This is a genomic window from Actinomadura hibisca NBRC 15177, assembly GCF_001552635.1.
GTDB classification, from domain to species: Bacteria; Actinomycetota; Actinomycetes; order Streptosporangiales; family Streptosporangiaceae; genus Spirillospora; species Spirillospora hibisca.
Map to the genome: position 1 here is coordinate 89,336 of NZ_BCRO01000010.1, position 24,028 is coordinate 113,363.

23 protein-coding genes are annotated in these 24,028 nt (G+C 70.2%); 14 read left to right on the forward strand and 9 right to left on the reverse strand.

Features of this window, described 5'->3' with window-relative positions; all coding sequences use genetic code 11:
* Nucleotides 1-350 precede the first annotated feature (350 nt).
* Both AH6_RS03850 and AH6_RS03855 read right to left on the reverse strand, forming a co-directional pair.
* The gene (locus tag AH6_RS03850; RefSeq protein ID WP_067473542.1) at nucleotides 351-1,496 is read right to left on the reverse strand and encodes an RNA polymerase sigma factor; all 1,146 of its coding nucleotides are present in this window, start codon (nucleotides 1,494-1,496) and stop codon (nucleotides 351-353) included.
* Nucleotides 1,493-1,900 (reverse strand): YciI family protein, encoded by a 408-nt coding sequence (locus AH6_RS03855; protein WP_067473543.1) that lies wholly within the window; start codon nucleotides 1,898-1,900, stop codon nucleotides 1,493-1,495. Before AH6_RS03855 ends, AH6_RS03850 begins: the two co-directional genes overlap by 4 nt.
* Nucleotides 1,901-2,171: 271 nt before the next feature.
* On the opposite strand from AH6_RS03855, the gene AH6_RS03860 reads away from it, so the two are divergent.
* Nucleotides 2,172-3,521 carry a hypothetical protein gene (locus AH6_RS03860; RefSeq protein ID WP_067473545.1) on the forward strand — a complete coding sequence of 450 codons (1,350 nt, stop codon included), beginning with the start codon at nucleotides 2,172-2,174 and terminating at the stop codon, nucleotides 3,519-3,521.
* A gap of 552 nt (nucleotides 3,522-4,073) precedes the next feature.
* Here the strand turns inward: AH6_RS03860 and AH6_RS03865 are convergent.
* A complete protein-coding gene (locus AH6_RS03865; protein WP_067473547.1) occupies nucleotides 4,074-4,649 on the reverse strand; it encodes a hypothetical protein in 576 nt (191 codons plus the stop codon).
* Nucleotides 4,650-4,929: 280 nt separating this feature from the next.
* On the opposite strand from AH6_RS03865, the gene AH6_RS03870 reads away from it, so the two are divergent.
* Nucleotides 4,930-5,475 carry a hypothetical protein gene (locus AH6_RS03870; protein WP_157431245.1) on the forward strand — a complete coding sequence of 182 codons (546 nt, stop codon included), beginning with the start codon at nucleotides 4,930-4,932 and terminating at the stop codon, nucleotides 5,473-5,475.
* 113 nt (nucleotides 5,476-5,588) lie between these two features.
* Here AH6_RS03870 and AH6_RS43355 read toward each other — a convergent pair whose 3' ends face one another.
* Nucleotides 5,589-5,804 carry a hypothetical protein gene (locus AH6_RS43355; RefSeq protein ID WP_157431246.1) on the reverse strand — a complete coding sequence of 72 codons (216 nt, stop codon included), beginning with the start codon at nucleotides 5,802-5,804 and terminating at the stop codon, nucleotides 5,589-5,591.
* 463 nt (nucleotides 5,805-6,267) lie between these two features.
* Here AH6_RS43355 and AH6_RS03875 point away from each other — a divergent pair, with 463 nt between their 5' ends.
* The 6 genes from AH6_RS03875 to AH6_RS03900 all read left to right on the forward strand — a co-directional run bounded on the left by AH6_RS03875 (nucleotide 6,268) and on the right by AH6_RS03900 (nucleotide 13,069).
* Complete coding sequence (locus tag AH6_RS03875) at nucleotides 6,268-7,194, forward strand: LysR family transcriptional regulator (RefSeq protein ID WP_067473565.1); 927 nt, start codon at nucleotides 6,268-6,270, stop codon at nucleotides 7,192-7,194.
* Nucleotides 7,195-7,442: 248 nt separating this feature from the next.
* Nucleotides 7,443-9,719, forward strand: coding sequence for a S9 family peptidase (locus tag AH6_RS03880; protein WP_067473568.1), 2,277 nt, complete (start codon nucleotides 7,443-7,445; stop codon nucleotides 9,717-9,719).
* A 128-nt stretch (nucleotides 9,720-9,847) separates the two neighbouring features.
* Complete coding sequence (locus AH6_RS03885; RefSeq protein WP_067473571.1) at nucleotides 9,848-10,567, forward strand: ABC transporter ATP-binding protein; 720 nt, start codon at nucleotides 9,848-9,850, stop codon at nucleotides 10,565-10,567.
* Nucleotides 10,564-11,283: an ABC transporter permease gene (locus AH6_RS03890; RefSeq protein WP_067473575.1), complete on the forward strand. Its 720-nt coding sequence runs from the start codon at nucleotides 10,564-10,566 to the stop codon at nucleotides 11,281-11,283. Before AH6_RS03885 ends, AH6_RS03890 begins: the two co-directional genes overlap by 4 nt.
* Nucleotides 11,280-12,401, forward strand: coding sequence for a sensor histidine kinase (locus tag AH6_RS03895; protein WP_067473578.1), 1,122 nt, complete (start codon nucleotides 11,280-11,282; stop codon nucleotides 12,399-12,401). Before AH6_RS03890 ends, AH6_RS03895 begins: the two co-directional genes overlap by 4 nt.
* On the forward strand, nucleotides 12,398-13,069 hold the full coding sequence (locus tag AH6_RS03900; protein ID WP_067473581.1) for a response regulator: 672 nt from the start codon (nucleotides 12,398-12,400) through the stop codon (nucleotides 13,067-13,069). Before AH6_RS03895 ends, AH6_RS03900 begins: the two co-directional genes overlap by 4 nt.
* A gap of 6 nt (nucleotides 13,070-13,075) precedes the next feature.
* Here AH6_RS03900 and AH6_RS03905 read toward each other — a convergent pair whose 3' ends face one another.
* Complete coding sequence (locus AH6_RS03905) at nucleotides 13,076-14,464, reverse strand: MFS transporter (RefSeq protein ID WP_067473584.1); 1,389 nt, start codon at nucleotides 14,462-14,464, stop codon at nucleotides 13,076-13,078.
* Between the two features lie 94 nt (nucleotides 14,465-14,558).
* On the opposite strand from AH6_RS03905, the gene AH6_RS03910 reads away from it, so the two are divergent.
* Nucleotides 14,559-15,116 (forward strand): TetR/AcrR family transcriptional regulator, encoded by a 558-nt coding sequence (locus AH6_RS03910; protein WP_067473587.1) that lies wholly within the window; start codon nucleotides 14,559-14,561, stop codon nucleotides 15,114-15,116.
* On the opposite strand, the gene AH6_RS45195 is transcribed toward AH6_RS03910, so the two are convergent.
* Nucleotides 15,101-16,612, reverse strand: a complete 1,512-nt coding sequence (locus tag AH6_RS45195) for an arginase family protein (protein ID WP_218005699.1) — start codon at nucleotides 16,610-16,612, stop codon at nucleotides 15,101-15,103. The two genes, AH6_RS03910 and AH6_RS45195, sit on opposite strands and share 16 nt — an antisense overlap.
* Before the next feature lie 95 nt (nucleotides 16,613-16,707).
* On the opposite strand from AH6_RS45195, the gene AH6_RS03920 reads away from it, so the two are divergent.
* A complete protein-coding gene (locus AH6_RS03920; RefSeq protein ID WP_067473590.1) occupies nucleotides 16,708-17,604 on the forward strand; it encodes a LysR family transcriptional regulator in 897 nt (298 codons plus the stop codon).
* A 90-nt stretch (nucleotides 17,605-17,694) separates the two neighbouring features.
* Here AH6_RS03920 and AH6_RS03925 read toward each other — a convergent pair whose 3' ends face one another.
* Together AH6_RS03925 and AH6_RS03930 are read right to left on the reverse strand one after the other, a co-directional pair.
* The gene (locus AH6_RS03925; protein ID WP_067473600.1) at nucleotides 17,695-18,375 is read right to left on the reverse strand and encodes an NAD(P)H-dependent oxidoreductase; all 681 of its coding nucleotides are present in this window, start codon (nucleotides 18,373-18,375) and stop codon (nucleotides 17,695-17,697) included.
* Between the two features lie 34 nt (nucleotides 18,376-18,409).
* Nucleotides 18,410-18,742 carry an ArsR/SmtB family transcription factor gene (locus AH6_RS03930; RefSeq protein ID WP_067473603.1) on the reverse strand — a complete coding sequence of 111 codons (333 nt, stop codon included), beginning with the start codon at nucleotides 18,740-18,742 and terminating at the stop codon, nucleotides 18,410-18,412.
* 406 nt (nucleotides 18,743-19,148) lie between these two features.
* Here AH6_RS03930 and AH6_RS03935 point away from each other — a divergent pair, with 406 nt between their 5' ends.
* Nucleotides 19,149-20,081, forward strand: coding sequence for an alpha/beta hydrolase family protein (locus AH6_RS03935; RefSeq protein WP_067473606.1), 933 nt, complete (start codon nucleotides 19,149-19,151; stop codon nucleotides 20,079-20,081).
* Nucleotides 20,082-20,129: 48 nt separating this feature from the next.
* On the opposite strand, the gene AH6_RS03940 is transcribed toward AH6_RS03935, so the two are convergent.
* On the reverse strand, nucleotides 20,130-20,879 hold the full coding sequence (locus tag AH6_RS03940; protein ID WP_067473609.1) for an Imm10 family immunity protein: 750 nt from the start codon (nucleotides 20,877-20,879) through the stop codon (nucleotides 20,130-20,132).
* A gap of 449 nt (nucleotides 20,880-21,328) precedes the next feature.
* Between AH6_RS03940 and AH6_RS03945 the strand changes: the two genes are divergently transcribed.
* The 3 genes from AH6_RS03945 (at nucleotide 21,329) to AH6_RS43360 (ending at nucleotide 24,027) form a co-directional block, all read left to right on the forward strand.
* Nucleotides 21,329-21,979, forward strand: a complete 651-nt coding sequence (locus tag AH6_RS03945) for a hypothetical protein (RefSeq protein ID WP_157431247.1) — start codon at nucleotides 21,329-21,331, stop codon at nucleotides 21,977-21,979.
* A gap of 270 nt (nucleotides 21,980-22,249) precedes the next feature.
* Entirely contained in the window at nucleotides 22,250-23,533 is a 1,284-nt protein-coding gene (locus AH6_RS03950; RefSeq protein ID WP_067473615.1) for an arginine deiminase, read from the forward strand.
* Nucleotides 23,530-24,027, forward strand: coding sequence for a copper chaperone PCu(A)C domain-containing protein (locus AH6_RS43360; protein ID WP_067473618.1), 498 nt, complete (start codon nucleotides 23,530-23,532; stop codon nucleotides 24,025-24,027). Before AH6_RS03950 ends, AH6_RS43360 begins: the two co-directional genes overlap by 4 nt.
* Nucleotide 24,028 lies beyond the last annotated feature (1 nt).

Consider the following 24,028-nt stretch of genomic DNA (forward strand, 5'->3'; position numbering starts at 1 on the left):
GCGCCTCGTGCTTCGCGACACGGCTACAGGCTCATGGTGGCCGGGCTGGTCATCACCATGGGCACGCTCAGCGACCGGATCGGCAGGGGCATTCGCGGTGTTGTCGGGCGTGGCCGCGTTCGCGACCGGCACGCTGATGCTGATCGCGGCGCGGGCGGGCCATCGCGATCTGGGCGACCTGCCAGTTCACCGGTGACTCGCTTGGCTTCGCGCTGTTCGGTCTGCTGGGCGCAATGGTCTACCGCAGCCGGGTGGACGGCGCGTCCGGCTCGCTGGCCGGTGCGGTTGCCACGAGCTGGAGCCTTTCCGCTCACAACGCGCGGGGTGCGTCGACGACGAGGTCGTCCTGCTCAGCGCTCCCGGCGGGCGTTGAGCCGCGCCGCCTGGCGCGTTAGGTGGACACGTTCAGCTAGGTCAGACGCTTTTTCTGACGCCTCGGCGTACAGGCGCGCCGCCATCGCCAGGTCGCCGTCGCGCTCGTGCAGGTATGCCGCCACTGCGGCGTAGCGGGGCAACGAGTCGTCCAGCTTCGCCAGCTCCGCCAGCCCGGCGCGCGGTCCGTCGGCCTCGCCGACCGCCACCGCGCGGTTGAGTCGGACGACGGGGTTGTCCGTCAGGAGGGCGAGTTCGTCGTACCACTCGACGATCTGCACCCAGTCGGTCTCCTCGGCCGTCGGCGCGTCGGCGTGGAGCGCCGCGACGGCGGCCTGGGCCTGGAACTCGCCCAGCCGGTCGCGGGCGAGGGCCGCCTGCAGGATCTCGACGCCCTCGGCGATCAACCCGGTGTCCCACAGGCTCCGGTCCTGTTCGGCGAGCGGCACCCGGCCGCCGTCGGGAGCCGTCCGGGCGGCGCGCCGGGCATGGTGCAGCAGCATCAGGGCGAGCAGCCCCGCCACCTCGGGATGGTCGATCGCGGCCGCGAGCTGCCGGGCGAGCCGGATGGCCTCCGCGGCGAGGTCGACGTCGCCGGAGTGGCCCTCGTTGAAGACCAGGTAGAGGACGCGCAGCACGGTCGCGACGTCCCCGGGCTGGTCGAACCGCACGCCGGAGACGGTGCGCTTGGCGCGGCTGATGCGCTGCGCCATGGTCGCCTCGGGCACCAGGTAGGCGCGGGCGATCTGACGGGTGGTCAGCCCGCCGACGGCGCGCAGTGTCAGCGCGACCGCCGACGACGGCGTCAGCGACGGGTGGGCGCACAGGAAGTAGAGCTGGAGCGTGTCGTCCACCGCGAGCGCGGGGCCGGGCGCCGGTTCCTCGTCCACGACGTCCTCGCGTCGGCGGCGGGCGGCGTCCGCCCGGGTCGCGTCGAGGAACCGGTGCCAGGCGACGGTGATCAGCCAGCCCTTGGGGTCGCGCGGCGGATCGTCGGGCCAGACGCGGATCGCCTGGACCAGCGCGTCCTGCACCGCGTCCTCGGCCGCCGCGAAGTCGGCTCCGCGGCGGACGAGGATGGCGAGCACCTGTGGCGTGAGGCTCCGGAGGAGGGCCTCGTTCATTCGGTGATGGTGGGCGGCTCGGTCAGGAAGGGACGCAGCTCCAGCCACTCGTGGATGGGCTTTCCGCCCGCCCCGGGAGCGGCCGACAGCTCCCCGGCCAGTTCGACGGCGCGCTCGTAGCCGTCGACGTCGATCACCATCCAGCCCGCGACGAGGTCCTTGGTCTCGGCGAACGGGCCGTCGGTGACCGGCGGCCGGCCCTCGCCGTCGTAGCGGACGAACGTCCCCTCCGGGGCGAGCGCCTGGCTGTCGACGTACTCGCCGGTCTCCTGGAGGCGGGCCGCGAAGTCGTTCATGTACTGCACGTGCGCCGAGATCTCCTCCGGCGTCCACTGGGCCATGGGTACGTCGTTGGCCGGGGCCGGAGCGCCGCGGTAGTGCTTGAGCAGCAGGTACTTGGCCATGGTGTTGCTCCTCGATGCTGGTGCGACCCATTGTGGTCGCCTTCACCGCGGGGACGAAGCCGGTCACGGGTTCTCGACATCGCCGCCCGATTTTTCTTTGGGGACTTTCGTGGCCGGAGTCGTCTCGCACCGTCCGAACCCGGCGCAACCGGGACCTCCGCGACGTCGGCGGGCGGCAGGCCGGACGAAACCCGGTACTGATCCGCCGCCGCCCGCCACTACGGTGCGGTCTGAGGGCCTCGACGCCGCCCCCTGCGCCTGGAGAACGACCATGACCGACATGTCGCAAGACGAGCTACAGGACATTCGGAAGGCGACCCTCAAGGGACTGCGCGAGCTCGCCGACTTCCTGGAGGCCCACCCCGACCTGCCGGAACCCACCCTGACGACGTTCAGCCCTTTCATCCGCGGTGGGGACGACGAAAGGCAGTGCGCCGAGGTCGATCGGATCGCCTTGGTCCTCGACGTCGAAACCACCGGTCATGGGACGAAGCAGTACAGTGCGTGCCGCTATTTCGGGTCGGTCGAATACTGTGCCACCGCATTCACGGACGAGGTCGTGAATCGCCCCGACGCCGTGACGGACGAGGACGATACGGCCACCCTGGATCCCTACGAGCTCCTCAGGGACGAACCCCCGGAGGAGACCCGGGAATCGATCATCGCAGGCTTCCGCGAACTCGCCGACTTCCTGGAGGCCCATCCCGACCTCCCGGCCCCCTACGCGACGATGGCCGGCCCCCACCTGCGCCAGAAGACCGACGAGGAGAAGCGGGCCGAGGTCGACCGGATCGCGGGCATCCTCGGCGTCGAGACCACCGACTCCGCCAACGGTCACTACAACGCGAGCCGCTATTTCGGCCTGCACGACAACCCCGGATCGATCGAGTACTACGCCACCGCGATGACCGCGCCGAGCGACGACTTCGCAGAGAAGACGCGGAACGCGGCCCTCAAGGGCCTGCGCGACCTCGCCGGCTTCCTAGAATCCCACCCGGACCTCCCGGGGCCTAAAAGCTCCGAATACGTCGGCCCCCACATCAGCGGGGAGGATGAGGAGCAGAAGCGAGCGGAGGTCGATCGGATCGCACGAATCCTCGGCGTCGAGGCCACCAGCCCTGTCGACGGCCACTACAGCGCGAGCCGCGATTTCGGAGCGATCGAATACAAGGCCACCGCAATTACGCGCGAGCATATGGCTCGATACATGGCGTGGATGAGCTACGACGATGCCGTCACTCCTGATCCGTCCGAGACCGCCATGACCGACACACCAGAAGAGCCCGGCCCCCCAGAGGACCGAGAGGCGATCTGCAATGGTCTACGCGAGCTCGCCGATTTCCTGGAAGCCCATCCGGAACTCCCGGAGCCCACCTCGACTATGATTTTCGCCCGGCTCGACGACGGGACCGAGGAGCAGGAGCGGGCCGAGGTCGACCGGATCGCGCGAATCCTCGGCGTCGAGATCGACAACTTCCCCAGAACGCACTACTCCGCGGAGCGCAGTTTCGGGCCGATCGAGTACTCCGCCGTCGCGATCTCACACGAGTGCAGAGCCCGCGCCAGGGCGCTGCAGACCTACCGGGACGCCGTCACACCGGAACCGGGCCCAGAACGATGACTTGCCTGCGGCTCCACCGCCCAACGGCTTCGTGCGACCCCGGGACACAACCGCCAAAATGAGACCGGCCGCGCCCCGGGGCCCTACGAGAGTCGGATGCGGTTCGACGACACGGAGGTGCGCCCTCACCCCCCAGCTCGGGCGCCCGCGTCGGACTCAGCAGCCGACAACACCAAAGACTAGCGACCGCGCGCCCAGCAGGACGGCAACCCGCACCCGTGCTCGACGGACGGCGGTTGCGGTGCGACGAACGGCATCAGCCGACAGGAGACCAGGACCGCAGCGAGGCCGGGAACACGTGCTGAGGGCGGTCAGCGCGTGCAGCCAACTGAACCAGGACCACGGAGGGAACCGGGGAGGTCGGGGAGACCGGTGACGCCACAGGCCTGGCGGGAACCTGGGGGCGAGGAAGAGCAGGCCGAGACGTGAAGTGCTGCACCGAACACGAGCACACGAAGGAGGGAGCGCACGATCACCGCTTGACCTGGCGGAAGGCAACACCACGCCCTCATCGGAACGGCGGTGAAGCCGCAGCGCCGATGACGGTCTGATTCAGGAGATGTCGGAAGCGATGCAACGGTCGCGGTCGCGCCAGTCCAGGAGCCACCATCTGGTGTCACTCGGATTTCCGTCGGCGGCAGTCTGGCGGGTGAGCAGCCATTCGTGTGCGTCGTCGGTGCCGATCCACAGGTGGGCCAGTGACGTACTTGGGGCAATCCATACCTCTGCCTCGTCCACCAGCAGGATCTGAGCGCCGTTGACGAGCAGTGCCGGTTCCAGGTCATCGGTGAAGACGGCCTCGACGCTGATGCCGTAGGCGTCGTGTTCGATGCGGCAAGGCGGGCACCAGCGTCCGGCGGCCTGGCCGTGGCCATCGCAGTGGCAACCTCGCGCCGATCGGTTCCCGTCCTCTCCATCCGGGGGATCTTCTTCGTCCCACCCGACGCCGGCGGCTTTACGGCGTCTGGCGACCGCCTTCTCGACCTTGTCGGCCGCCCACCCGGACAGCACGACGATGCAGCCTGGGACGGCCGCCATCCGCAAGGGCTCCCAGACGACGAGCGCGATCACCGCCAAGCCGATCACCGTCAGGAAGGCCAGCCAATGGAACACGTCGCGGAGGCTCACAGGTGCGGTCTTTCGGGAAGGTGAAACATCTGTCCGGAGGGTTGATCACCACTCTGGCAGACCTGGCTGACAAGCACGTCGGTGCCGCCTCCAGCCAGGAAGAGGCCCCTGCAATGCGAGATCGGATGGACATCCACTGGCCAGGCCTTTCCCGGATCAGAGGTGAATCCCGATCAAAAAACCATGCTGTTCTGGAAGTGACCGGCCGGTACCGTACCGATGATCATTTCGGTTCTCAGAGCACACGGTGATCTGGGGGTGCAGGAGGAAGTTCGGCACGGTGTTGGAACTCTTCGAGGATGAGCTGGTCCGTCAGTTGCGGCCAGAGGACGCCTGCGCATGCGGGCAGCCGGTGACGCACCTTCGTGAGGAACTCCTCCGCATGGCTCAGGCAACCGAGTGGGACACGGTGGACGCCGGCTATTTCGAAGGACACGTCTACGAGATCGAGTGGCTCCACACTCCAGCGGTTCCCGTCGCCAGGATCTGTCTGGCCGCCTTGGCCGACGACATCGCTCCACCGGCCAGGGACGCGTTCGTCGATCTGCTCTGCACCATCGTCGCGGCGACCACGACGTCGATCCGTGTCGGTGGGCGAAGGGATCTGGTCGATGAATGTGAAGCGATTATCCGGCCCGGAACCTGGCTGTTCTATGCGGAGATCCTGTCAGGACGGCACAAGCGCACGGCCGTGTTGTGCTTCGAGATCCTCCAAGAGTTGAACGAGGATGTGGAGCGACTGCGCGCCGTATATCGAATCGCCCATCGCTCACTGCGCACGACCTCCTTCTGGGTCGAGGGACTGCAACGGGAGAGTCTCGAATGATTAGCTGACGCCCCTTGAACATCAGGCTGGTCAGAAACGCGGGCCGTTCGTCCCGGCCATAGCGCCGTTGAGGGTGAAGGTCCGGCGTGCCAATTCAGGTGCCGCTGACTGGATCACCGGCGGTCTGGCCGTGGCCGCCGCAGTGGTGGCCTTGCGCCCGCCGGTTCGCGGCATCTGGCGACCATCTTGCGGGCCGCCCAGGTGAACAGTGCGACGGCGAAGCCCGAGACGGCCGCTATCCGCAGGTCTCCCCAGACGGCGATGACGACCGCCGCCAAGCCGACCGCCGTCAGGACGGCCAGCCAGCGGAGCACACCCCGGAAGCTCACGGGCGCGGTCTTTCGGCAAGCAAGGCGAGACACCCGTTCAGAAGGTCGGGCGCCACTTTGACGGATCCGCCTCACGAGCACGCCGCTGTTGACGGATCACCGGTTCGGCGGTGGGCCGGGTGGCGCGCGCAAGGGGCGCCCCGTTCCCGGCGGCGGCCGGTGCCGTGCCCGCGAGGACGCGAAGGGTGCGGGCGGCGCGGTGTCCATCCTCGGCCCGATAACGGCGACTGCTCACAGAAACCCCCTCTTGTTGCGGTAAGTAGCGAATCATTGCTCTAGGTCTCCATTTCAAGATCGCCTGAAACGTGGGCATGCCCTGAGCTGCGAGAACGCATCCTCATTCGCTCATCGCGCCCGCCGCGCCGCCGCCCTCGCCCATCCCCGTGTGAACGAGGCCGCCGGTTGTCCCGTAGCCGCAGGTCATGGCACACTTTTGCGACGTATTTGGGTGAATTGGGGTCGTGTGGAGCTGCGGGATATCGAGATCTTCCTGACCCTGGCCGAGGAGCTGCACTTCGGCCGGACCGCCGAGCGGCTGCACGTCAGCCCCGCCCGCGTCAGCCAGGCCATCAAGAAGCAGGAGCGCGCCATCGGCGCCGACCTGTTCGAACGTTCCAACCGGCACGTCGCGCTGACCCCCATCGGCTGGGAGTTCCGCGACGACCTGCTCCCCGCCTACCGGCAGATCCAGGACGCCGTCGCGAAGGCCGCCGCGGCCGGGCGCGGGTTCACCGGGGTGTTGCGGATCGGCTGGGCGGCGGCCTGGTGCGGCAACCTGATCGTCAAGGCCGCCGACCGGTTCCAGGAACGCCATCCCGACTGCGAGGTCCGGACGGAGGAGGTCCCGCTGCGCGACCGCGCCGGGAAACTGCGGACCCGCGAGCTGGACCTCCAGCTCACCGAGCTGCCCATCGACGAGCCCGGCATCACCGTCGGCCCGGTCCTGTTCCGCGAGCCCCGCGCGCTGGTCGTCCCCGCCGACCACCCTCTCGCGAGCCGCGAGTTCCTGACGTACGAGGACTACGCCGACACCAGACTGATCACGCTCACCGGGCCGCCGCAGAGCTTCCTCGACCACCACTTCCCGCTCCGCACCCCGTCCGGCCGGCCCATCCCGCGCGGCCCGGCGACGGTCGCCTTCCCCGACGTCCTCTCCCTGGTGGGGATGGGGAAGGGCGTCTTCCCGACCTCCACCCGCGCCCGCGAGTACTACAGCCGCCCCGACATCGCCATCGTGCCGTTCCGGGACGCCCCGACCATCGACTTCGGGCTCCAGTGGCTGACCTCGGGCGAGACCGTCGTCATCCGCGAGTTCGTCAAGGCCGTCCTTGAGACCGCCGCGGACCCGCTCTGGAAGTCGGAGTTCAGCAGGAGCAGCGGGCCCGCCTGACGCCGACACCCCAACGGGCCCGGTCGCGGCCTCCATCATTAGCGCCGGGTTAACACTCCTTTCGAGATCCGTCGTTGCCCCCGGCGGCGGTCGGAACGGATGCTTGAGCACGTCACGGAAACCGGTTCGGACGGTCGAACCGGCTTCCCAGCCCCGTCCATAAGACGGTCGCTGCGCACCCCTTCCCTCATTTCCCGCGCCGTGACGCATCTCCATGCCCAAAACCGACCCCGCGAAGGACACGACGCATGAGCACCACCGAGGACTACCAGGCCGCAGAACAACTCCTGCGCCGCCCCGCCCGCCCCGGCGAGCTCGTCACCGGCGACAAGGTCAGGCCCCAGTGGCTCGATGGCGGCACCCGCTTCTGGTACGCGGTCAACACCGGAGCCGGCAAGCGGTTCGTGCTGGTCGACCCGGCTGCGGGCACCCGCGAACCGGCCTTCGACCACGCCCGGCTCGCCGCCGCGCTCACCGCCGTCTCCGGCCAGCAGGTCGACCCCGAAGCGCTGCCGATCACGGCCATCGCGCCCACAGGGAACGCCGTGGAGTTCGACGCGTTCGGCGAGTACTGGCGCTGCGACCTGGACGCTTACACCTGCGAGCGCGCCGAGTTCACCCCGCCCGGCAGCCCGCTGGACGTGCCGTCGCCCGACGGAAAGGTCGCGGTCTCCCAGCGCGGGTACGACCTCTGGGCACGCTCCCTGTCCGACGGCCGCGAGTGGCCGCTGACCATCGACGGCGAGCCCGACTTCCGGTACGGCCCCGGCCCCAGCAGCATGGGCAACCCCACCCTCCTGCGCAAGGTCGGCCTCCCGCACCTGCCGCCCGCCGTGGCCTGGTCGCCCGACTCGACGAAGGTCCTCGCGCACCGGATCGACGAGCGCCGCGTCCGGCAGGCCCCCCTGGTGGAGGCCAGGCCCGCCGACGGCGGCGCGCCCGCGCTGCACACCCAGCGGTACGCCTTCGCCGGGGACGAGACGTTGCCGCTCGCCGAGCTGGTCGTCCTGAACGTCGCCTCCGGAACCGCGGTCCGCGCGCAGACCGGGCCGCTGATGACGCCGCAGCTCTCCCCGATCATGCTCGGCTGGGCGTGGTGGGCGCAGGACGGCTCCGCGGTGTACTACCTCGGCCAGCCCCGCGACCTGCGCACCCTCACCCTCTACCGGCTGGACCCGGCCACCGGCCGCGTCACCGCCGTCCTCAGCGAATCCGGGGACACCCGCGTGGAGCCCAACCAGTGGCTGTACGAGCCGCCGATCGTGCGCGTGCTCGCCGACGAGGTGCTCTGGTACTCGCAGCGGGACGGTTGGGGCCACCTCTACCGCTACGACCTGCGCACCGGCGCGCTGCTCGGCCAGGTCACCTCCGGCCAATGGGCGGTGCGGAAGATCCTGCACGTCGACGAGGCCGAGCGGGTGGTGTACTTCACCGCCTCCGGCCTGGTCGAGGAGGATCCCTACCGACGCACCGTGTGCCGCGTCGGCCTGGACGGCTCCGGCTTCGCCGAACTCACCGACGACGGCCTGGACCACGTCGTCACCCTCGCGGAGAACAAGCAGTACTTCATCGACTCCGCGTCCACCGTCGACACCCCGCCGGTCTCCAGCGTCCGCGACTGGACCGGCCGCGTGCTGGTCGAGCTGGAGCGCGCCGACATCACCAAGCTCACCGCCACCGGCTGGACGCCCCCGGAGCGCTTCCGCGTCAAGGCGGCCGACGGGACGACCGACATCTACGGCGTCCTGTACCACCCGCGCGGCTTCGACCCCGCCCGCCGCTACCCGGTGGTGGACACCCTCTACCCCGGCCCGCAGGTCAACCGGGTCGAGCCGGGCTTCGACCCCGGCGGCATGGGCCTGGACGCGGAACCCCTCGCGGCACTCGGCTTCGTGGTGATCGCGGTGGACGGCCGGGGCACTCCGGGGCGCAGCAAGTCCTTCCACGACGCCTCCTACGGCCGCCTGGCCGACGCGGGCTGCCTGGCCGACCACGTCGCGGCGCTGGAGCAGCTCGCCCGGACCCGGCCGTGGATGGATCTGGACCGGGTCGGCGCGTTCGGCCACTCCGGCGGCGGGTTCGCCACCGTGCGCGCGATGCTGGACTTCCCCGACGTCTACAAGGTCGGCGTCGCCCTCTCCGGCTCGCACGACGCCCCCACCTTCAACGCGAGCTTCGTCGAGACCTACGACGGCGCGGACAACCCCGACGCGTGGGCCCGCACCTCCAACCTGGGCCTCGCGGACCGCCTGGTGGGCAAGCTGCTGGTCGTCCACGGCGAGATGGACGACCAGGTCCACGCCGCCCAGACGCTGCGCCTGGCCGCCCGGCTCGTCGCGGCGGGCAAGGACTTCGAGCTGCTCATCGTGCCCGGGGCCGAGCACACGTTCATCGACTGCCTGACCTACGTCCGCAAGCGCGGCTGGGACTTCCTGGTGCGCGAGCTGATGGGCGAGCAGCCGCCCGCCTACCGTCCCGCCCCCATCCCCATCGGCCCCGAACTGCTCGCTGAGCTGTTCGCCTGAGCACGGCCGCCGGGCCCCGTGAATCCGTCGAAGACGCCCGGCGGCCGTCGCCTTCCCCCCACGGTCGGAGAACGGATCTCGACCGTGGTCGGATGACCCCGAGACGCGGGCCGCCGAAGCTATCGGGCATGACAACGAAGGCGAACGTCGCCCCGGCCATCAAGGTCGAGGGACTGACGAAACGGTACGGCCGCCGGACGGTGGTCGACGATCTGTCGTTCACCGTCCGGCCGGGCGCGGTCACGGGCTTCTTCGGCCCGAACGGCGCGGGCAAGACCACGGCGATGAAGGTGATCGCGGGCCTGTCGCGGCCGTCGGCGGGCGAGGTGTCGGTGCAGGGCGTGCCGGTGGCGGCGCGGGTGCCGTACGCGGGCCGCCTCGGCGTCCACATCGAGCCGTGCGGCGCGCACCCCGGCCGGACGGCCCGTGCCCATCTGCGCGCGCTGGCCCTGCTGGCGGGCCTGCCGCGCCGCCGCGTCGCGGAGGTCCTGGAGTTGGTCGAACTGGCGGACGTGGCGGGCCGCCGGGTCGGCACCTTCTCGCTCGGGATGCGGCAGCGGCTCGGCCTGGCCGCCGCGCTGCTGGGCGACCCGGAGATACTGGTGCTGGACGAACCGGTCAACGGGCTCGATCCGCAAGGAATCCGCTGGTTGCGGAAGATGTTGCGGGACCGGGTGGCCAGCGGCGGCACGGTGCTGCTGTCCAGCCACCTGCTCGCCGAGGCCGCCCAGACCGTCGACGACGTGGTCGTCATCGACCGCGGCAGGCTCGTGCACGCGGGGCCGATCGGCGCAGTGGAGTCGCTGGAGGACGTGTTCTTGGAGCTCACCGGGGGGTCGGAGCGATGATCGGCCTGCTGCGCGGGGAACTGCTGAAGTCGTTGACGACCCGCGCCCTGTGGGGGTTCACGGCCGGCGGGGTCGCCTTCGCCGTCCTGAACGCGGTGATCATCGCCGTCGCGTCGGGCTCGCTCGGCGAGGTGACGGAGAAGCGGGAGGCGCTGTCGGCGCTTCCGGTCCTGCTCCTGCTGTGGGGGCTGGTCGGCGCGGCGGGGGAGTACCGGCACCGGACGGCCGCGCCTGCGGCGATGGTGGCCCGGCACGGCCGTGGGACCGTCCTGGGAGTGCGGATCGCGGCGTACACGCTGACGGGCCTGGTGCTCGCGCTGGTGATCAACGCCGTCGCGGTCGGCGTGGCGCTGCCGCTGCTGGCGCACCACCCCGGCCCGGACCTGACGTCCGGTGACGTGGCCGAGGTCGTGGCGGGCAACGTCGCGGCGCTCGTGCTGGCGGCGATGATGGGCGCGGCGTTCGGCGCGCTGATCCGCAGCCCGGTCGTCGGCGCGGTGGTCCTGCTGATCCTGAACCTGGTGGTGCTGCCCCTGGTGAGCGGGGCGTGGGAGTCGGGCGCGAACCTCACGCCGTTCGGCGCGGCGGGGGTGCTGACCGGCGGCACCCACGACACGACCCTGTCGATGCCGCAGGCCGGAGCGGTGTTCGCGGCCTGGACGGCCGTCGCGGTGCTGATCGCGGTGTGGTGCGAACGACGGCGTGACCTGGCGTGAAGATCGCAGCAAGCATCCAGGCGGTGCGGGGCCTGTCGGCTTCGCGCCGCCGGGCGCTGTTCGACATCGCGCTCGCCGTGGCGACGGCCGTGGTGGAGGTGGGGTTGTTGTTCAACGACTCCACCCAGCCGGTGCCCCTGCCGATCGTGGTGACCGCCCTGTCGGGAGTGGCGCTCCTGTTCCGCCGCCGGTTCCCGGTGACGGTGATCGCGGTGACGGTCGCGACGTCGGCCGTGCTGGTCGCGGCCGGGTTCTCGCCCGGCGGCGCGCCGGTCGTCGTCGCGGTGTGGTCGCTCGCCGAAGCGCGGGACCGCCGCGTGTCGCTGGCGGTGCTGGCCCCGGTGGTGGTGTTCCTGCAGGTGGAGAGCATTTCCTCCCCAGTGCCGCCGATCGGGGCGTGGATGCTGGGCGTCTACATGCAGACGCGCCGCCGCTACGTCCGGGCGGTGGAGGAGCGGGCCGCCACCCTCGAACGCGAGCGGGAGCAGCTCGACCTGATCGCGGCGCAGCGGGAGCGGACGGCCATCGCGCGGGAGCTGCACGACATCGTCGCGCATTCGGTGACGGTGATGCTGATCGGCGTGCGCGGGGCCCGCGACGTCCTGGCGACGGAACCCGACGTGGCCGCGCGGACGCTGGCGCGGGTGGAGACCACCGCCGAGCAGAGCCTGACCGAGCTGCGCCGCATCCTCGTCCTGCTGCGCGGGCTGGACGCGCCGGGCACGCGGCCGCAACCGTCGCTGGCGGACCTGGACGACCTGGTCGCCGGGTACGGCGCGGCGGGGCTGCCGGTCGAGGTGGAGATCGTCGGGGACCGGCGGGAGCTGCCGAGCGGGGTGGAGTTGTCGGCGTACCGGATCGTCGAAGAGGCTCTGACCAACGCGCTGAAACACGCTCGGGCGACGATGGTCACGGTGTCGCTGCGTTTCGGCGGGTCTGATCTGGAGGTGCGGGTGCGCGACGACGGCACGGGGAACGGCGAGGCCGGGCCAAGCGGGCACGGCCTGGTCGGGATGCGGGAACGCGTCGCGGTGCTCGGCGGCGAGCTGGAGGCGGGCCCGGCCCCCGAAGGCGGGTTCCAGGTGGCGGCGCGCCTGCCGGTCGGGGAGGGCGCATGACGATCCGGATACTGATCGTGGACGACCAGGAGCTGATCCGGATCGGGTTCCGGCTGTTCCTCCAGACCCAGCCCGACCTGGAGGTCGTCGGCGAGGCCGCCGACGGCGTCGAGGCGCTCGCCCGGGCCGACGAGCTGCGCCCCGACGTCGTGCTGATGGACGTCCGGATGCCCCGCATGGACGGCGTCGAGGCCACCGCCCGCCTCACCGGCGCGGACCGCCCGCCGCGCGTGCTGATCCTGACCACCTACGACCTGGACGAATACGTGTTCGGCGCGCTGCGCGCCGGGGCGTCGGGGTTCCTGCTGAAGGACGCCTCCCGCGAACGGCTGCTGGAGGCGATCCACGTCGTCCACGAGGGCCAGGCGCTGCTGTCCCCGTCGATCACCCGCCGCCTGATCGAGGACTACGCCGAGCGCACCGACCCGGTCACGCCGTCGCCCGACCTGCTGGCCGGACTGACGCCGCGCGAACGCGAGATGTTGCTCCTGGTGGCGCAGGGCCTGTCGAACCAGGAGATCGCCGCCCGGCTCGTCGTCACCGAGGCCACCGTCAAGAGCCACATCGGCAGCATGTTCGCCAAGCTCCACCTGCGCGACCGGGTCCAGGCCGTCGTCCTGGCCTACGAACACGGCATCATCGTCCCGGGCCGCCGCCCCGCCCCCTGACGAGCGTCACGCGACGGGCTCCTTCACGGCCGCCTCGACGCGCGGGCTGGCGGCGACGGCGCGCGGCAACAGCTGCACCAGCCCGGCGATGGTCAGCGCGACGGCGATCAGGTAGACCAGCCCGTGCTGGAACGCCTGGCTCGGCCCGTCCGGCAGGCTGCCGTAGAACACGATCCCGACGATGCCGACGCCCAGCGCCGACCCGAGTTGCTGCGTCGTCGTCAGCACCCCGGCCGCGGATCCGGCGTGGTGCGGCGCGACCCGAGCCAGGACGGTACCCATGATCGGTGCGAGCGCCAGGCCCATGCCGAACCCGTCGACGACCAGCGCCGGGACCAGCCAGCCGAGCGCCGCTCCCGAGGCCACCAGGGCGAGCAGCGACGCCAGTCCGACGGCCCGGAGCAGCCCGCCGAGGGCGATCGCCTGGCGGCCGAGCCGGGCGACGAACCGGGGCGCCAGCAGCGAGGCCGTCAGATAGCCCGCGCCCATCGGCATGAAGATCAGCCCGGCGCCCAGCGCGTCGAGCCCGACGCCGCCCTGCACGTACAGGGCGAAGATCAGGAAGTAGGCGGCCATGCCCATGGTGAAGGCGAGCTGGATGAGCAGCCCCACCGTGAAGCCCCGCTCGCGGAACAGCGTCAGGTCGACCAGCGGCGACTCGTGCCGCCGCCGGGCGTAGGCGACGAAGAGCACGACGGCGGCGACCGGCGACAACCAGGACCACAGCGGCCAGCCCTGCTCGCGCCCCTCGATCAGCGGCAGCAGGATCGCGACCAGCGCCAGCGTGACCAGGACGGTACCGCCCACGTCGAGCCGGGCCGCCGTGGCGGGGCGGCTCTCGGGGACCAGGCGGCGGGTCAGGGCGAGCGCGGCCACCCCGATCGGCACGTTGATCAGGAAGCAGGCCCGCCAGCCGAGCCCGAACAGGTCGGCCTGGATCAGCACGCCGCCGACGAGCTGGCCGAAGACGGCGGCCAGCCCCATCGTCATCGCGTAGGCGTTGAGGGCCCTGGCCTGGGCGGGACCGCTGTAGACGGTCCGCAGGATGGCCAGGACCTGCGGGGTGAGCAGCGCCGCGGCGAGCCCCTGAGCGATGCGGGCGGCGACCAGCGTGCCCGCGTCGGGGGCCAGGCCGCACACGATCGAGGTGAGCGTGAACAGGGCCATGCCGAGGGCGAACATGCGGCGGCGGCCGAGAATGTCGCCGAGCCGCCCGCCGAGGACGAGCCCGGACCCGTAGGCGAGGCCGTACCCGGCGACGACCCACTCGACCGCCGCCGCTCCGGCGTGCAGGTCGCGCTGGAGGGAGGGGATGGCGACGTTGACGATGAAGAAGTCCAGGATCGTGATGAACACGCCGGTCAGGACGAGGGGCAGGGTGCCCGCGCGAGGCATGGCGACTCCGGTAGATAGAACGGTCGGTATACGCGGGCTCATGAGATAGAATGGGTGGTCTACTGTCAACCGCGTGCCAGGATCGGGTGTTGTGATGAGCAGACCGGGACCCCGCGAACGGCTCCTCGAAGCCGCCAGCGACCTGACCTACGAGCAGGGCGTCCACGTGGGGGTGGACGCGATCCTCAAGCGCGCCGACGTCGCGCGGCGCTCGCTCTACCAGCACTTCGGCGGCAAGGACGAGCTGATCGCCGAGACGCTGCGGCAGGCCGACGTCTACGACCGTTACCGGCGGGCCATGGACGAGGCGGGCGGCCGTCCCCGGGACCGGATCCTGGCCGTCTTCGACCGGCTGGAGGAGATCACCACCGCGCCGTCATTCCGCGGGTGCCGCTACACGGCCGCCGAACTTTCCCTCACCGACCCGGAGCACCCCGCGCATGCCGAGGTGCGCGCGTACAAGGACAGGCTGCACCGCCTGTTCGCGGACGAGTTGCAGCGCCACGGCCACCCGACGCCCGACGCGGGTGCCGACCAGATCCTCGTGCTCATCGACGGGCTGCTCGCGCACGCTCTGACCCGCCCCGACGCGCATCCGGCGCTGGCGGCGCGGGACTTGGCGGAGTTCGTGCTCGATCAGAAGGCGGGCTGATGCGGGCTGATCTCGAAGGTGGTGCCGGGCGCGGCGTAGTCGATGGGACCGTCGAAGCGCGTCGCGGCGCGTTCCAGGGCCTGCTGCGGCGTGAGGAACCTGCCGACGTGCGTGACGATCAGCCGTTCCGCGCGAGCCGCCTTGGCAGTGTCACCGGCATCTTCGGGCGTGTGATGCACCGGCTTGCCTTCCGGCCGTTGGGCGCTTTCAGCCTCGCAAAGTAGGACATCGCATCCATCGGCCAGGCTCGTCAGGCCCTCGCACGGTGCCGAGTCACCGGAGTAGACGAGGGTCGTTCCTGCGGCCTCGACGCGCAGGGCGAAGGCCGGCATGTCGTGTTCCACCGCTCCACTGGTCAGCCGAAGGGGACCGACATCGACCTGGTGTCCGTCGTGGAGTTCGGTGACAGCGAAGGCGGACTCGATCGGGCTGCGCTTTGACGTATTGGTGAGGAAACCCGCTAGACGATCGGCGATGCCGGGCGGGCCGTAGAGAGGAATTGGGGCGGCGAGCTGGATGTCGGCGTACAGCGCGCCGTAGTAGGCGGTGAGCAGGTCGGCGCTGTGGTCGGCGTGCAGGTGCGAGATCCAGATGGCGTCCAGCTCGTCCAGGCGCGCGTACTGCTGGAGTGGGCCCAGCGTGCCGGTGCCTGCGTCCACCCATACGCGGGTGTCACCGTAGGAGAGTAGGTAGCCGGAGCAGGGGTTGTCCGCGCTGGGATACGGCGTCGCGCTGCCCAGCACCGTCAAGCGCAAGGTCTGCCTGTCGTCCGTGCACAGGTGGACGACCTCGGGGACAAGCCGGGCGAGCAAGACGTCATCCTCCGGACTGGCGGGCGCGTACTCGGTGATGCCCAGCCCGACGATCTTGTGCCGGGAGGCCAGCTCGGAGATCTGCGCCAACAACTGCTCGGCCGACAGGCCGCCGGGCTCAGGGAAGCCGACCGAGGTGATGGCGTCCAGCACGTCCAGGTCGAGATGCAGATAGAGGACGGTGTCCTCATCGAGCGAGGCCAGATCGCCGAACTGCGCGCCATCCAGATAGTCGATCTCACCTGCGTCCAGAGCGCGCACACCGGACAACACGACCTGGGAAGGACGCAACGGCGTCGGCGGGACCAGCTCCGGCGGGCCTTCTCCAAGCAGCGTCCGCAGCACCATGCCGTGGAAAGCGCCCGAAGGCGACGACTCCGGGGTGTTGAGGTCGCCGTGCGCGTCGAACCAGACGACCGCCAGCCGATCGCCGTACCGGCGGGCCGCCGCGGCGATCGGCTCCAACTCCACACCGCAGTCCCCGCCGACGGTGACGACCAGACCCTCTTCAGGCAGCACGTCCCGAACCCGCGCGGCGGTCTCGGCCAGCGTGGCTCCGGGGACGACCTGCACATGGTCATCCCCGCCGACCATCGCCGCCAGCCGCGCCGCGCCCTCGACCAGCCTCGACGCCGTGGGCGACGACGACCCCTGCCACTGCGGCACCTCGATGACGGTGAACACGGCTGCTACCTCCCCGAACGGCGAGGTAGCAGTGTCGCCCACCGGAACAATCAAGTCCACTTAGCGTTCCTGCGAGAATCTGTAAGCTTCGCTTGATGTTGGATCCGGTACGCCTGCGCCTGCTCCGCGACCTCGCCGAGCATGGGACGATGACCGCCGTCGGAGAGGTCGCCGGCATGTCGTCCTCGGCGGTCTCCCAGCACCTGGCGAGGCTCGAACAGGAGACCGGCGTCCGCCTGTTCCGCCGAGTCGGCCGCCGCGTCGAGTTGACGGCGGAGGGACACCGGCTGGTGGGCCATGCGCACACGGTGCTGAACGCCCTGGAAGCGGCGGAGAAGGATCTACGCGAGGCCGACGTTCCGCGAGGCCCGGTCCATGTGGCGAGCTTCGCGACGGCCGTCGCCCGATACCTGCTGCCTGCCGTCGGCACGGCCAAGGCCCGCCACCCGCAACTCCGCATCGTCGTCCACGAGGCCGAACCCGCCGAAGCGATCGCCGCCCTGCGCGCCGGACGTTGCGACATGGCGATCACCTACACCTACAACCTGCTGCCCGAGCCGTCTCCCGCAGGCTTGAACAGGCAGCACCTGTGCGAGGAACCTTTCCTGGTGGCGCTGCCGTCCGACCACCCGGCCGCCCGCGCCGAGGTGGACCTGCGGGACTTGGCCGAAGAGCAGTGGATCGCGGGTTCACGCGGCACAGGGGACCACCAGCTCATCGAACGCGCCGCCGCGCTGGCGGGCTTTCACCCGGACATCAGCCACACCGCAGACGACTACGCGCTGATCCTGCACATGGTGCGCCATGGCTTGGGCGTGGCTCTCGTCCCGGAAGGCGGTATCGGCAACGCCGCAGCGGACCTGGTGTTCCGCCCCGTCGCCGACCTTTCCCTAGCTCGCGGGATCGAGGTCCTGACCCGCCACGTGACCCCGGCCGTCCAGGCCGTCCGCGACCTGCTCCACGACACCGCCACTTCCGCCGACGGACGATGACCGCCGATGGCGGAGTGGAGGTGGATGTAGCCGCCGCGCTCGACCCGGACGGCGTCTGCATGACCGGGGTCCTGGCTTTCGACGCCGAGGTCAAGCAACAGCGGGGTGCGGTTCCGCCGCGATGAGCGCGACGGACTCCCTGACGGTGTCCAGCGCCGCTGCCCTTTCCTGGTCGGTCATGCGGGCCGGTCCGTAGGTGATCACGGGGTCGAGGACCTGGTAGCCGACGAACTCCAGCATCCCGCGGTGGATGTGGAACAGGAAGTCGTCCATCGCGCCGAAGGCGCCGCCGGGCCGGAACGACTCATCGGAGCCGCCGGTGGTGAACAGCAACATCGCCCGCTTCCCGGCGAGCGCCGCGTCGTCGAAGAGTCCGTAGTCCCCGCCGAAGGTGGCGCCCATCACGAACACCCGGTCCACCCATCCCTTGAGGATGGCGGGCAGCGAGAACCACCACAGCGGGAACGACAACACGAGCAGGTCGGCGGCGAGCAGCCGGTCGAGGTGGGCCTTGACGGTCGCGTCGAGCGTCCCGTCCTTGACCGCGCGCTGCTGCTCGGCCTGCGGTTTGAAGTGGCCCTGCACCGGTGCGAACTCCTCGCGGGCGAGGACCGGGGCCCAGGCGTCGGAGTAGAGGTCGAGGACCTCGACCCGGTACCCGGCGTCGCGCAGGGCCTGGGCCGCGGTGGCCATCTGGGCCGTGCTGAAGGAGTGGGGCTCGGGGTGGGCGTGGACGATCAGGGCGGTGGGGGCTGCATCGAAGGTCGACATGAAAAGATCATATCGACATATTGCGATGTGTCAATCAGAGGGTGGTGCCGATCGACCGCGCCACCTGCGCCAGCCGCTCGTCATCGCGCCGGTAGTGGGTCCACTTGCCCACCCGGGTGGCGTGCACGAGCCCGGCCCGCTCCAGCGTGCTCATGTAGCTGGAAACGGTCGACTGCGCGAGGCTGGCCTTCGCCTGGATGTGCGTGACGCACACGCCGACCGCCTGCCGGTCCGCGATCGGCGCGTACTCGCCGAAGTGCGCCTCGGGATCCTTGAGCCACTGCATGATCTGCAAGCGGGCGGGGTTGCCGAGGGCCTTGAACACCTCGATCAGATCATCCGAACCCGGTCCCGCCGTCGCGGTCATGAGCCACCTCTCTCACCAGACACTCCGACACACCACGATATCTCGATATCTGGCGTCCACGCGGATGGGAACGCCGGTCGAACGGCAACAACGCCGTGCCCCGCAGCATCTAGACGACTTCAAATGCAAGAAAACCCTGCTCCTTGGAGGGCGACCTGGGCGGTGGGTCTCTGTGCTGGCGCGGTACGCCTCTCGCCCCCGGGAGCGGGGCGACGGATTTTGTCCCGGAGTCCCGGCGTTCGCGACGCGGATCGGGGCTCTTCGCTGCCGGGCTTGCCAAGCGGAACCTCGCTCCGTATATTTACCGGAACACGGCTCCGCTTATTCGTGGTGCCGGGACGGAGTTCGACGTCCCGCAGGCGAACGCGGCCACCGCACAACCATCCACTGAACGGAAGTCACCCTCATGTCCGAAGCAACCATGGTGAACACCCGGACGACCTCCCCGGTCGTCTCCGTGAAGCCGGTAGTCCTGCCCGCCCCGGGCCGTGGCGAGGACCTCCAGGTCCGCGTGTCCGCCCCCACGACCGGCCACGACCTGCCCATCGTCGTCTTCTCGCACGGCTTCGGCTGGTCGATGGACGGCTATGCCCCGCTGGCGGACTACTGGGCCGCGCACGGCTTCGTCGTCCTGCAGCCCACCCACCTCGACTCCAGGACGCTCGGCCTGCCCGCCGACGACCCTCGCACGCCGCTGATCTGGCGCATCCGCGTCGAGGACCTGAAGCGCGTCATCGACGGGCTGGACCTCCTGGAAGCCGCCGTCCCCGGCCTCGCCGGACGCCTCGACCGAAGCCGCATCGCCGTGGCCGGACACTCCTGGGGCGCCCAGACGGCGAGCATGCTGCTCGGCGCGCGTGTCCTCGACGCCGAGGGCGTGCCGGGGGAGGACATGTCCGACCCGCGCGTCACGGCGGGCGTGCTGCTCGCCCTGACGGGCCGGGGCGGGGACGACCTGTCCCCGTTCGCGGCCGAGCACTTCCCGTTCATGAATCCGTCCTTCGACGGCATGACCGCACCGGCTCTGGTGGTCGCGGGCGACAAGGACGATTCCCCGCTGTCGGTCCGAGGCCCGGACTGGTTCACCGACCCGTACTTCCTGAGCCCGGGGGACAAGAGCCTGCTCACCCTGTTCGGAGCGGAACACGCGCTCGGCGGCATCCCCGGACACAACGTCGCGGAGACGACCGACGAAAGCCCCGAACGAGTCGCCCTGCTCCAGCAACTGACCTGGGCCTACCTGCGCAGCGCTCTCCACCCCGAAGACCCCGCCTGGCACGAAGCGCGCGCGACGCTGGAGAAAGACCCCCACCCGCTGGGCCAGATCCAAAGCAAGTAAGCAGCCCGCCCCTGCTGAATGGGTCGCTAGCCCGGCAGGGCAGGACTCCTAGAGTTCCAACGTGTGGGGCCTGCTGCGGCGAGGCCCAGAGGTGAGGACTTGGCGCAAGCCGTTCCGAAGTACGTCGAGGTCGTCTTCGCTGACGTGCACTGGCAGAACCAGTTCGGGGCTGACACCGAGTCGCTGGGAGGCGGTTCGCGACAGGGTGATGTGCAGCGTGCCTTCGCGCAGAACGCATGTACGCACGCCACCGTAGTAGGTGGCTCCAGTGTGGGTGGACAAGCTGTAGGGCTCGCTAGGGGCAGCCTTCCTGCCGGGGCGGGCTGGAGCTGGGGCAAGTCCGTGACTGAACAGCAGGGCCGCGCCAGTGCCGTCAGCGTGCTCGGCCAGGCCGACGGTGAAGCTCTCGTCGTCTTGGGCCACGCCGACCCGCCGCATCGCAGGGCTGCCTGAGAACGGTTCATCGTGGTCAAGCCGTTCACCGGCCTGAGCCCAGAAGGCTTCCAGCGGGTCGTCGGGAGGGAACGAGGTGAGGACATCGGCTCGGGCGAAGAACCTGCCGTCGGCTCGGATCTCCAGTCCGGCATAGAGGTACTTGAGCCGGACGGCGCTGGTCAACCAGATCAGGGCCGCTGCCGGGCTGCTGGGCGGGGCGTCCAGGAACGGCTGTAGGTCTGGCTCCTGGCCATGGGTGCGCCGGAGGGCGTTCAACTCGTCATTGGCGGCGGCGCAGATCGCCGTGCCGTCGTCGATCCGGACTTTGACGGCGTTGAGAAGGTAGTACTCATCCGACCTCATGCACCCATGGTCAGCGATCTTCCTAGGTGACCCGGCCGTGCAGGACCGCAGTGCCCGTCATCCCTCCTCGAGATGTCAGGCTGCGAACCCTGGCCGTGAGTCCGCTGGAGTTGACGCACCGAACCCCGAGGTGAGGCACCGGCCTGCTGCCCTCACACCAGGCACCGAGCATAAGGTGACGCTGTGCTGCGGGTTCGTGGTCGTCGCGCCGGGCGGAGTAGTGGCGCGGCCTGAAGAGGAGTATGCCGCTGCGGTGAGCGAGTTGGTCGGCCGCGGAAATCAGTCGGGGCCGTCGTCGCGGGAGGTGCGGGCTCAGCGTCCGCGCGCCAAGTGTTCGGTGTGCGGGTGGATCCGGGCGGCTGCGCGGCCACAGGGAACCGGAACCGGTGTCGCGACGTCGATGAGTGGGGCGAGGGCCGCTCTCAGCAGGGAGAACGAGGAAAACGACTGTGCGACGTCGCTTTGCAGGTGCCGTGGTGTTGGCGGTGTGCGCCGCGTTGACGGCCTGTGCCGGGGACAAGGAGATCTCGGTAGGGGAGGCGCGGCCGGAGGCCAGGAAGGTCGGCATCGCCTGGAAGCCACGTCAGGCGGTCAACCCCGCACAGTGGCCGAACGCTTGTGACCTGGTCAGCAGCAAGGAGATCAAAGCGATCCTGCCGCAGGGCAAGCTCGGCCAACCCTGGTCGCAGCGGGTGGTCGTCGAGCCGTCCGACTCCGTCGGTCCGGGCGGCACCGGCCGGGCGGCCAACGGCCAGTGCACCTACATGGTCGAGCTTTCCCACCGCAGCGGCAAGGCGATGTACCGCGTCAACCAGTTGTCGATCCGGATCGAGGGCGTCGGAGACCCCGCGTTGGTGACGAAGTTCTTCGCCAGGACAAAGAAGAATGAGCAGAGCCCCGAAGAGGACAACGGCGTGGACATCCCGGGCACCGACGCCTGCTTCGTCCACGACACCAGCAAGCTGGAACCTCGCAGCGTCGTCTGCCGCCGGGGACCGCTCATGTTCACGGTCAGCACCGGAACGTGGAACGTCGACACCGTGGTCACTCAGACGCGGATCATCCCTGCTGTGATCCAGACGGTCGCCGCCAAGGTCTGACGCGCGCGACGCTGGAGAAGGACCCAGGTGCAGAGCAAGTAGTAAGGCGGGCCCGGACGAGTTCATCGGGGAAAGGGCCGTGACATCCACGCAGTCGCTTGACTGCCGTCCCCTCAATGGCGGGGCCGAGGTCGCGAGTAATGCTTTCCATAAGTGCTGACGGCCTGACCTTGGCCATTGGCCGGGAATCCACCACATACGGACAGGAAAGCGGACCGGGGCTGCTGCGCTCGCCGAGCGTTCTCGCTCGCTGGTCGAACGGGGGGTGGCGTGAGCGTCGCAGGCGGGAGTTATGGGGTCCACTCGGAGGTCGGGCGGCTCCGGCAAGTGATCGTCCACCGGCCGGAGCTCAGCCTGGAGCGGCTGACGCCCACCAACCGGGACGAGCTGCTCTACGACGATGTCCTGTGGGTGCGCCGGGCGCAGGTCGAGCATGACGCCTTCGTCGCGGTGATGCGCGAACGCGGCGTCGAGGTCCTCTACCACCAGGAACTGCTCGCCGAGGCCCTCGACACCGGCGCCGAGGCCAAGCGGCAGGCCGTCGAGCGCGCCGTCACCCACCTGTCGGTCGGCCCCGCCCTGGTCGACGACATCCGGAACGAGCTGGCCTCCTGGGACGGCGTCCGGCTCGCCCGCCACCTCATCGGCGGCCTCACCAAGCAGGAACTCCTGGACGGGGCGCTCCAGGGCGGTGCCGCCTACGACCAGCGGTCCCTGGTGGCCGCGCTGGCCCGTCCCGGCACCTTCGTGCTGCCGCCGCTGCCCAACTCCCTCTACCAGCGCGATCCCGCCGCCTGGTTGTACGGGGGCGTCTCGCTCAACCCGCTGTACTTCCACGCCCGCCGCCTGGAGACCCTCAACCAGAGCATCGTCTACCACCACCATCCGATGTTCGCCGGGGCCGACTTCGCCTACTGGTACCCGCCGACGGGCGACGACGGCCGCTTCGACGAGGAGGACTTCGGGCGCGCCTCCCTGGAGGGCGGCGACATGATGCCCATCGGCGGCGGCGCGGTGGCCATCGGCGTCAGCGAACGCACCACCGGCCGCATGGTCGAGCACATCGCGCGGGCGCTGTTCGCCGCCGGGGCGGCCACCCGCGTCATCGCCGTCAACATCCCGCCCCACCGCTCCTACATGCACCTGGACACCGTCTTCACCCTGCTGGACGCCGACAAGGCCACCGGTTACCCGCCGGTTGTCGACGGCGCCGACGTGTACTCCCTGCGTCCCGGCGACAAGGCCGGGACGCTGGAGGTCCACCGGGACAAGAGCCTGGCGGCCGCGTTCGAGGACGCCCTGGGGATCGGGCACCTGGACATCGTCCCCACCGGCGGCGACGACCACCAGCGGGCGCGCGAGCAGTGGGACAGCGGCAGCAACTTCGTCGCGCTGGAGCCGGGCGTGGTCGTCGGCTACCACAAGAACGAGTTCACCAACCGCAAGCTCCGCGAGCACGGCGTGGAGGTCATCGAGATCGAGGGGTACGAGCTCGGCAAGGGCCGTGGCGGCGGGCACTGCATGACCTGCCCGATCTCCCGGGACCCGGTGTGAGGGCCGCCGCGCTCCTCACCGCCGCGGCGATGCTCCTCGCGGCGGCCGGGTGCGGCTCGCCCGCCGAGAACCGCAAGCGCCTGGTCAAGGGCACCAGCGCCGACGTGCCGAGCGCGCGGAAACCGTGGGTGAAGGTCCGCAACCTGTTCGTCCTCGGGCCAGACCAGGACCAGCTTCTGCGGGTCGGCGCCGACGCCCCGGTGTACGCCTACCTGACCGCCAGTGCCACCGACAAGCTCGTCTCGGTCTCGTCACCGGCCTTCTCCGGCTCCCGAATCGTCGGAGGCGCGGTCGATCTCCCCGCCGGGCGCCTGGTCGAACTCCAGTCCGACGACAGGCCGCGCGTCGTCCTCACCGGCCTGGCGGGAAAGTTGCAGGGCGCCGAGCAGTACCCGCTCACGCTGGTGTTCGAGCGGGCCGGACGCGTTCAGGTCGGCCACGTCCCCGTCATCAAGCGCCGTCAGGCGTACGCGACCTACCCGCCCGCGCCGTAGG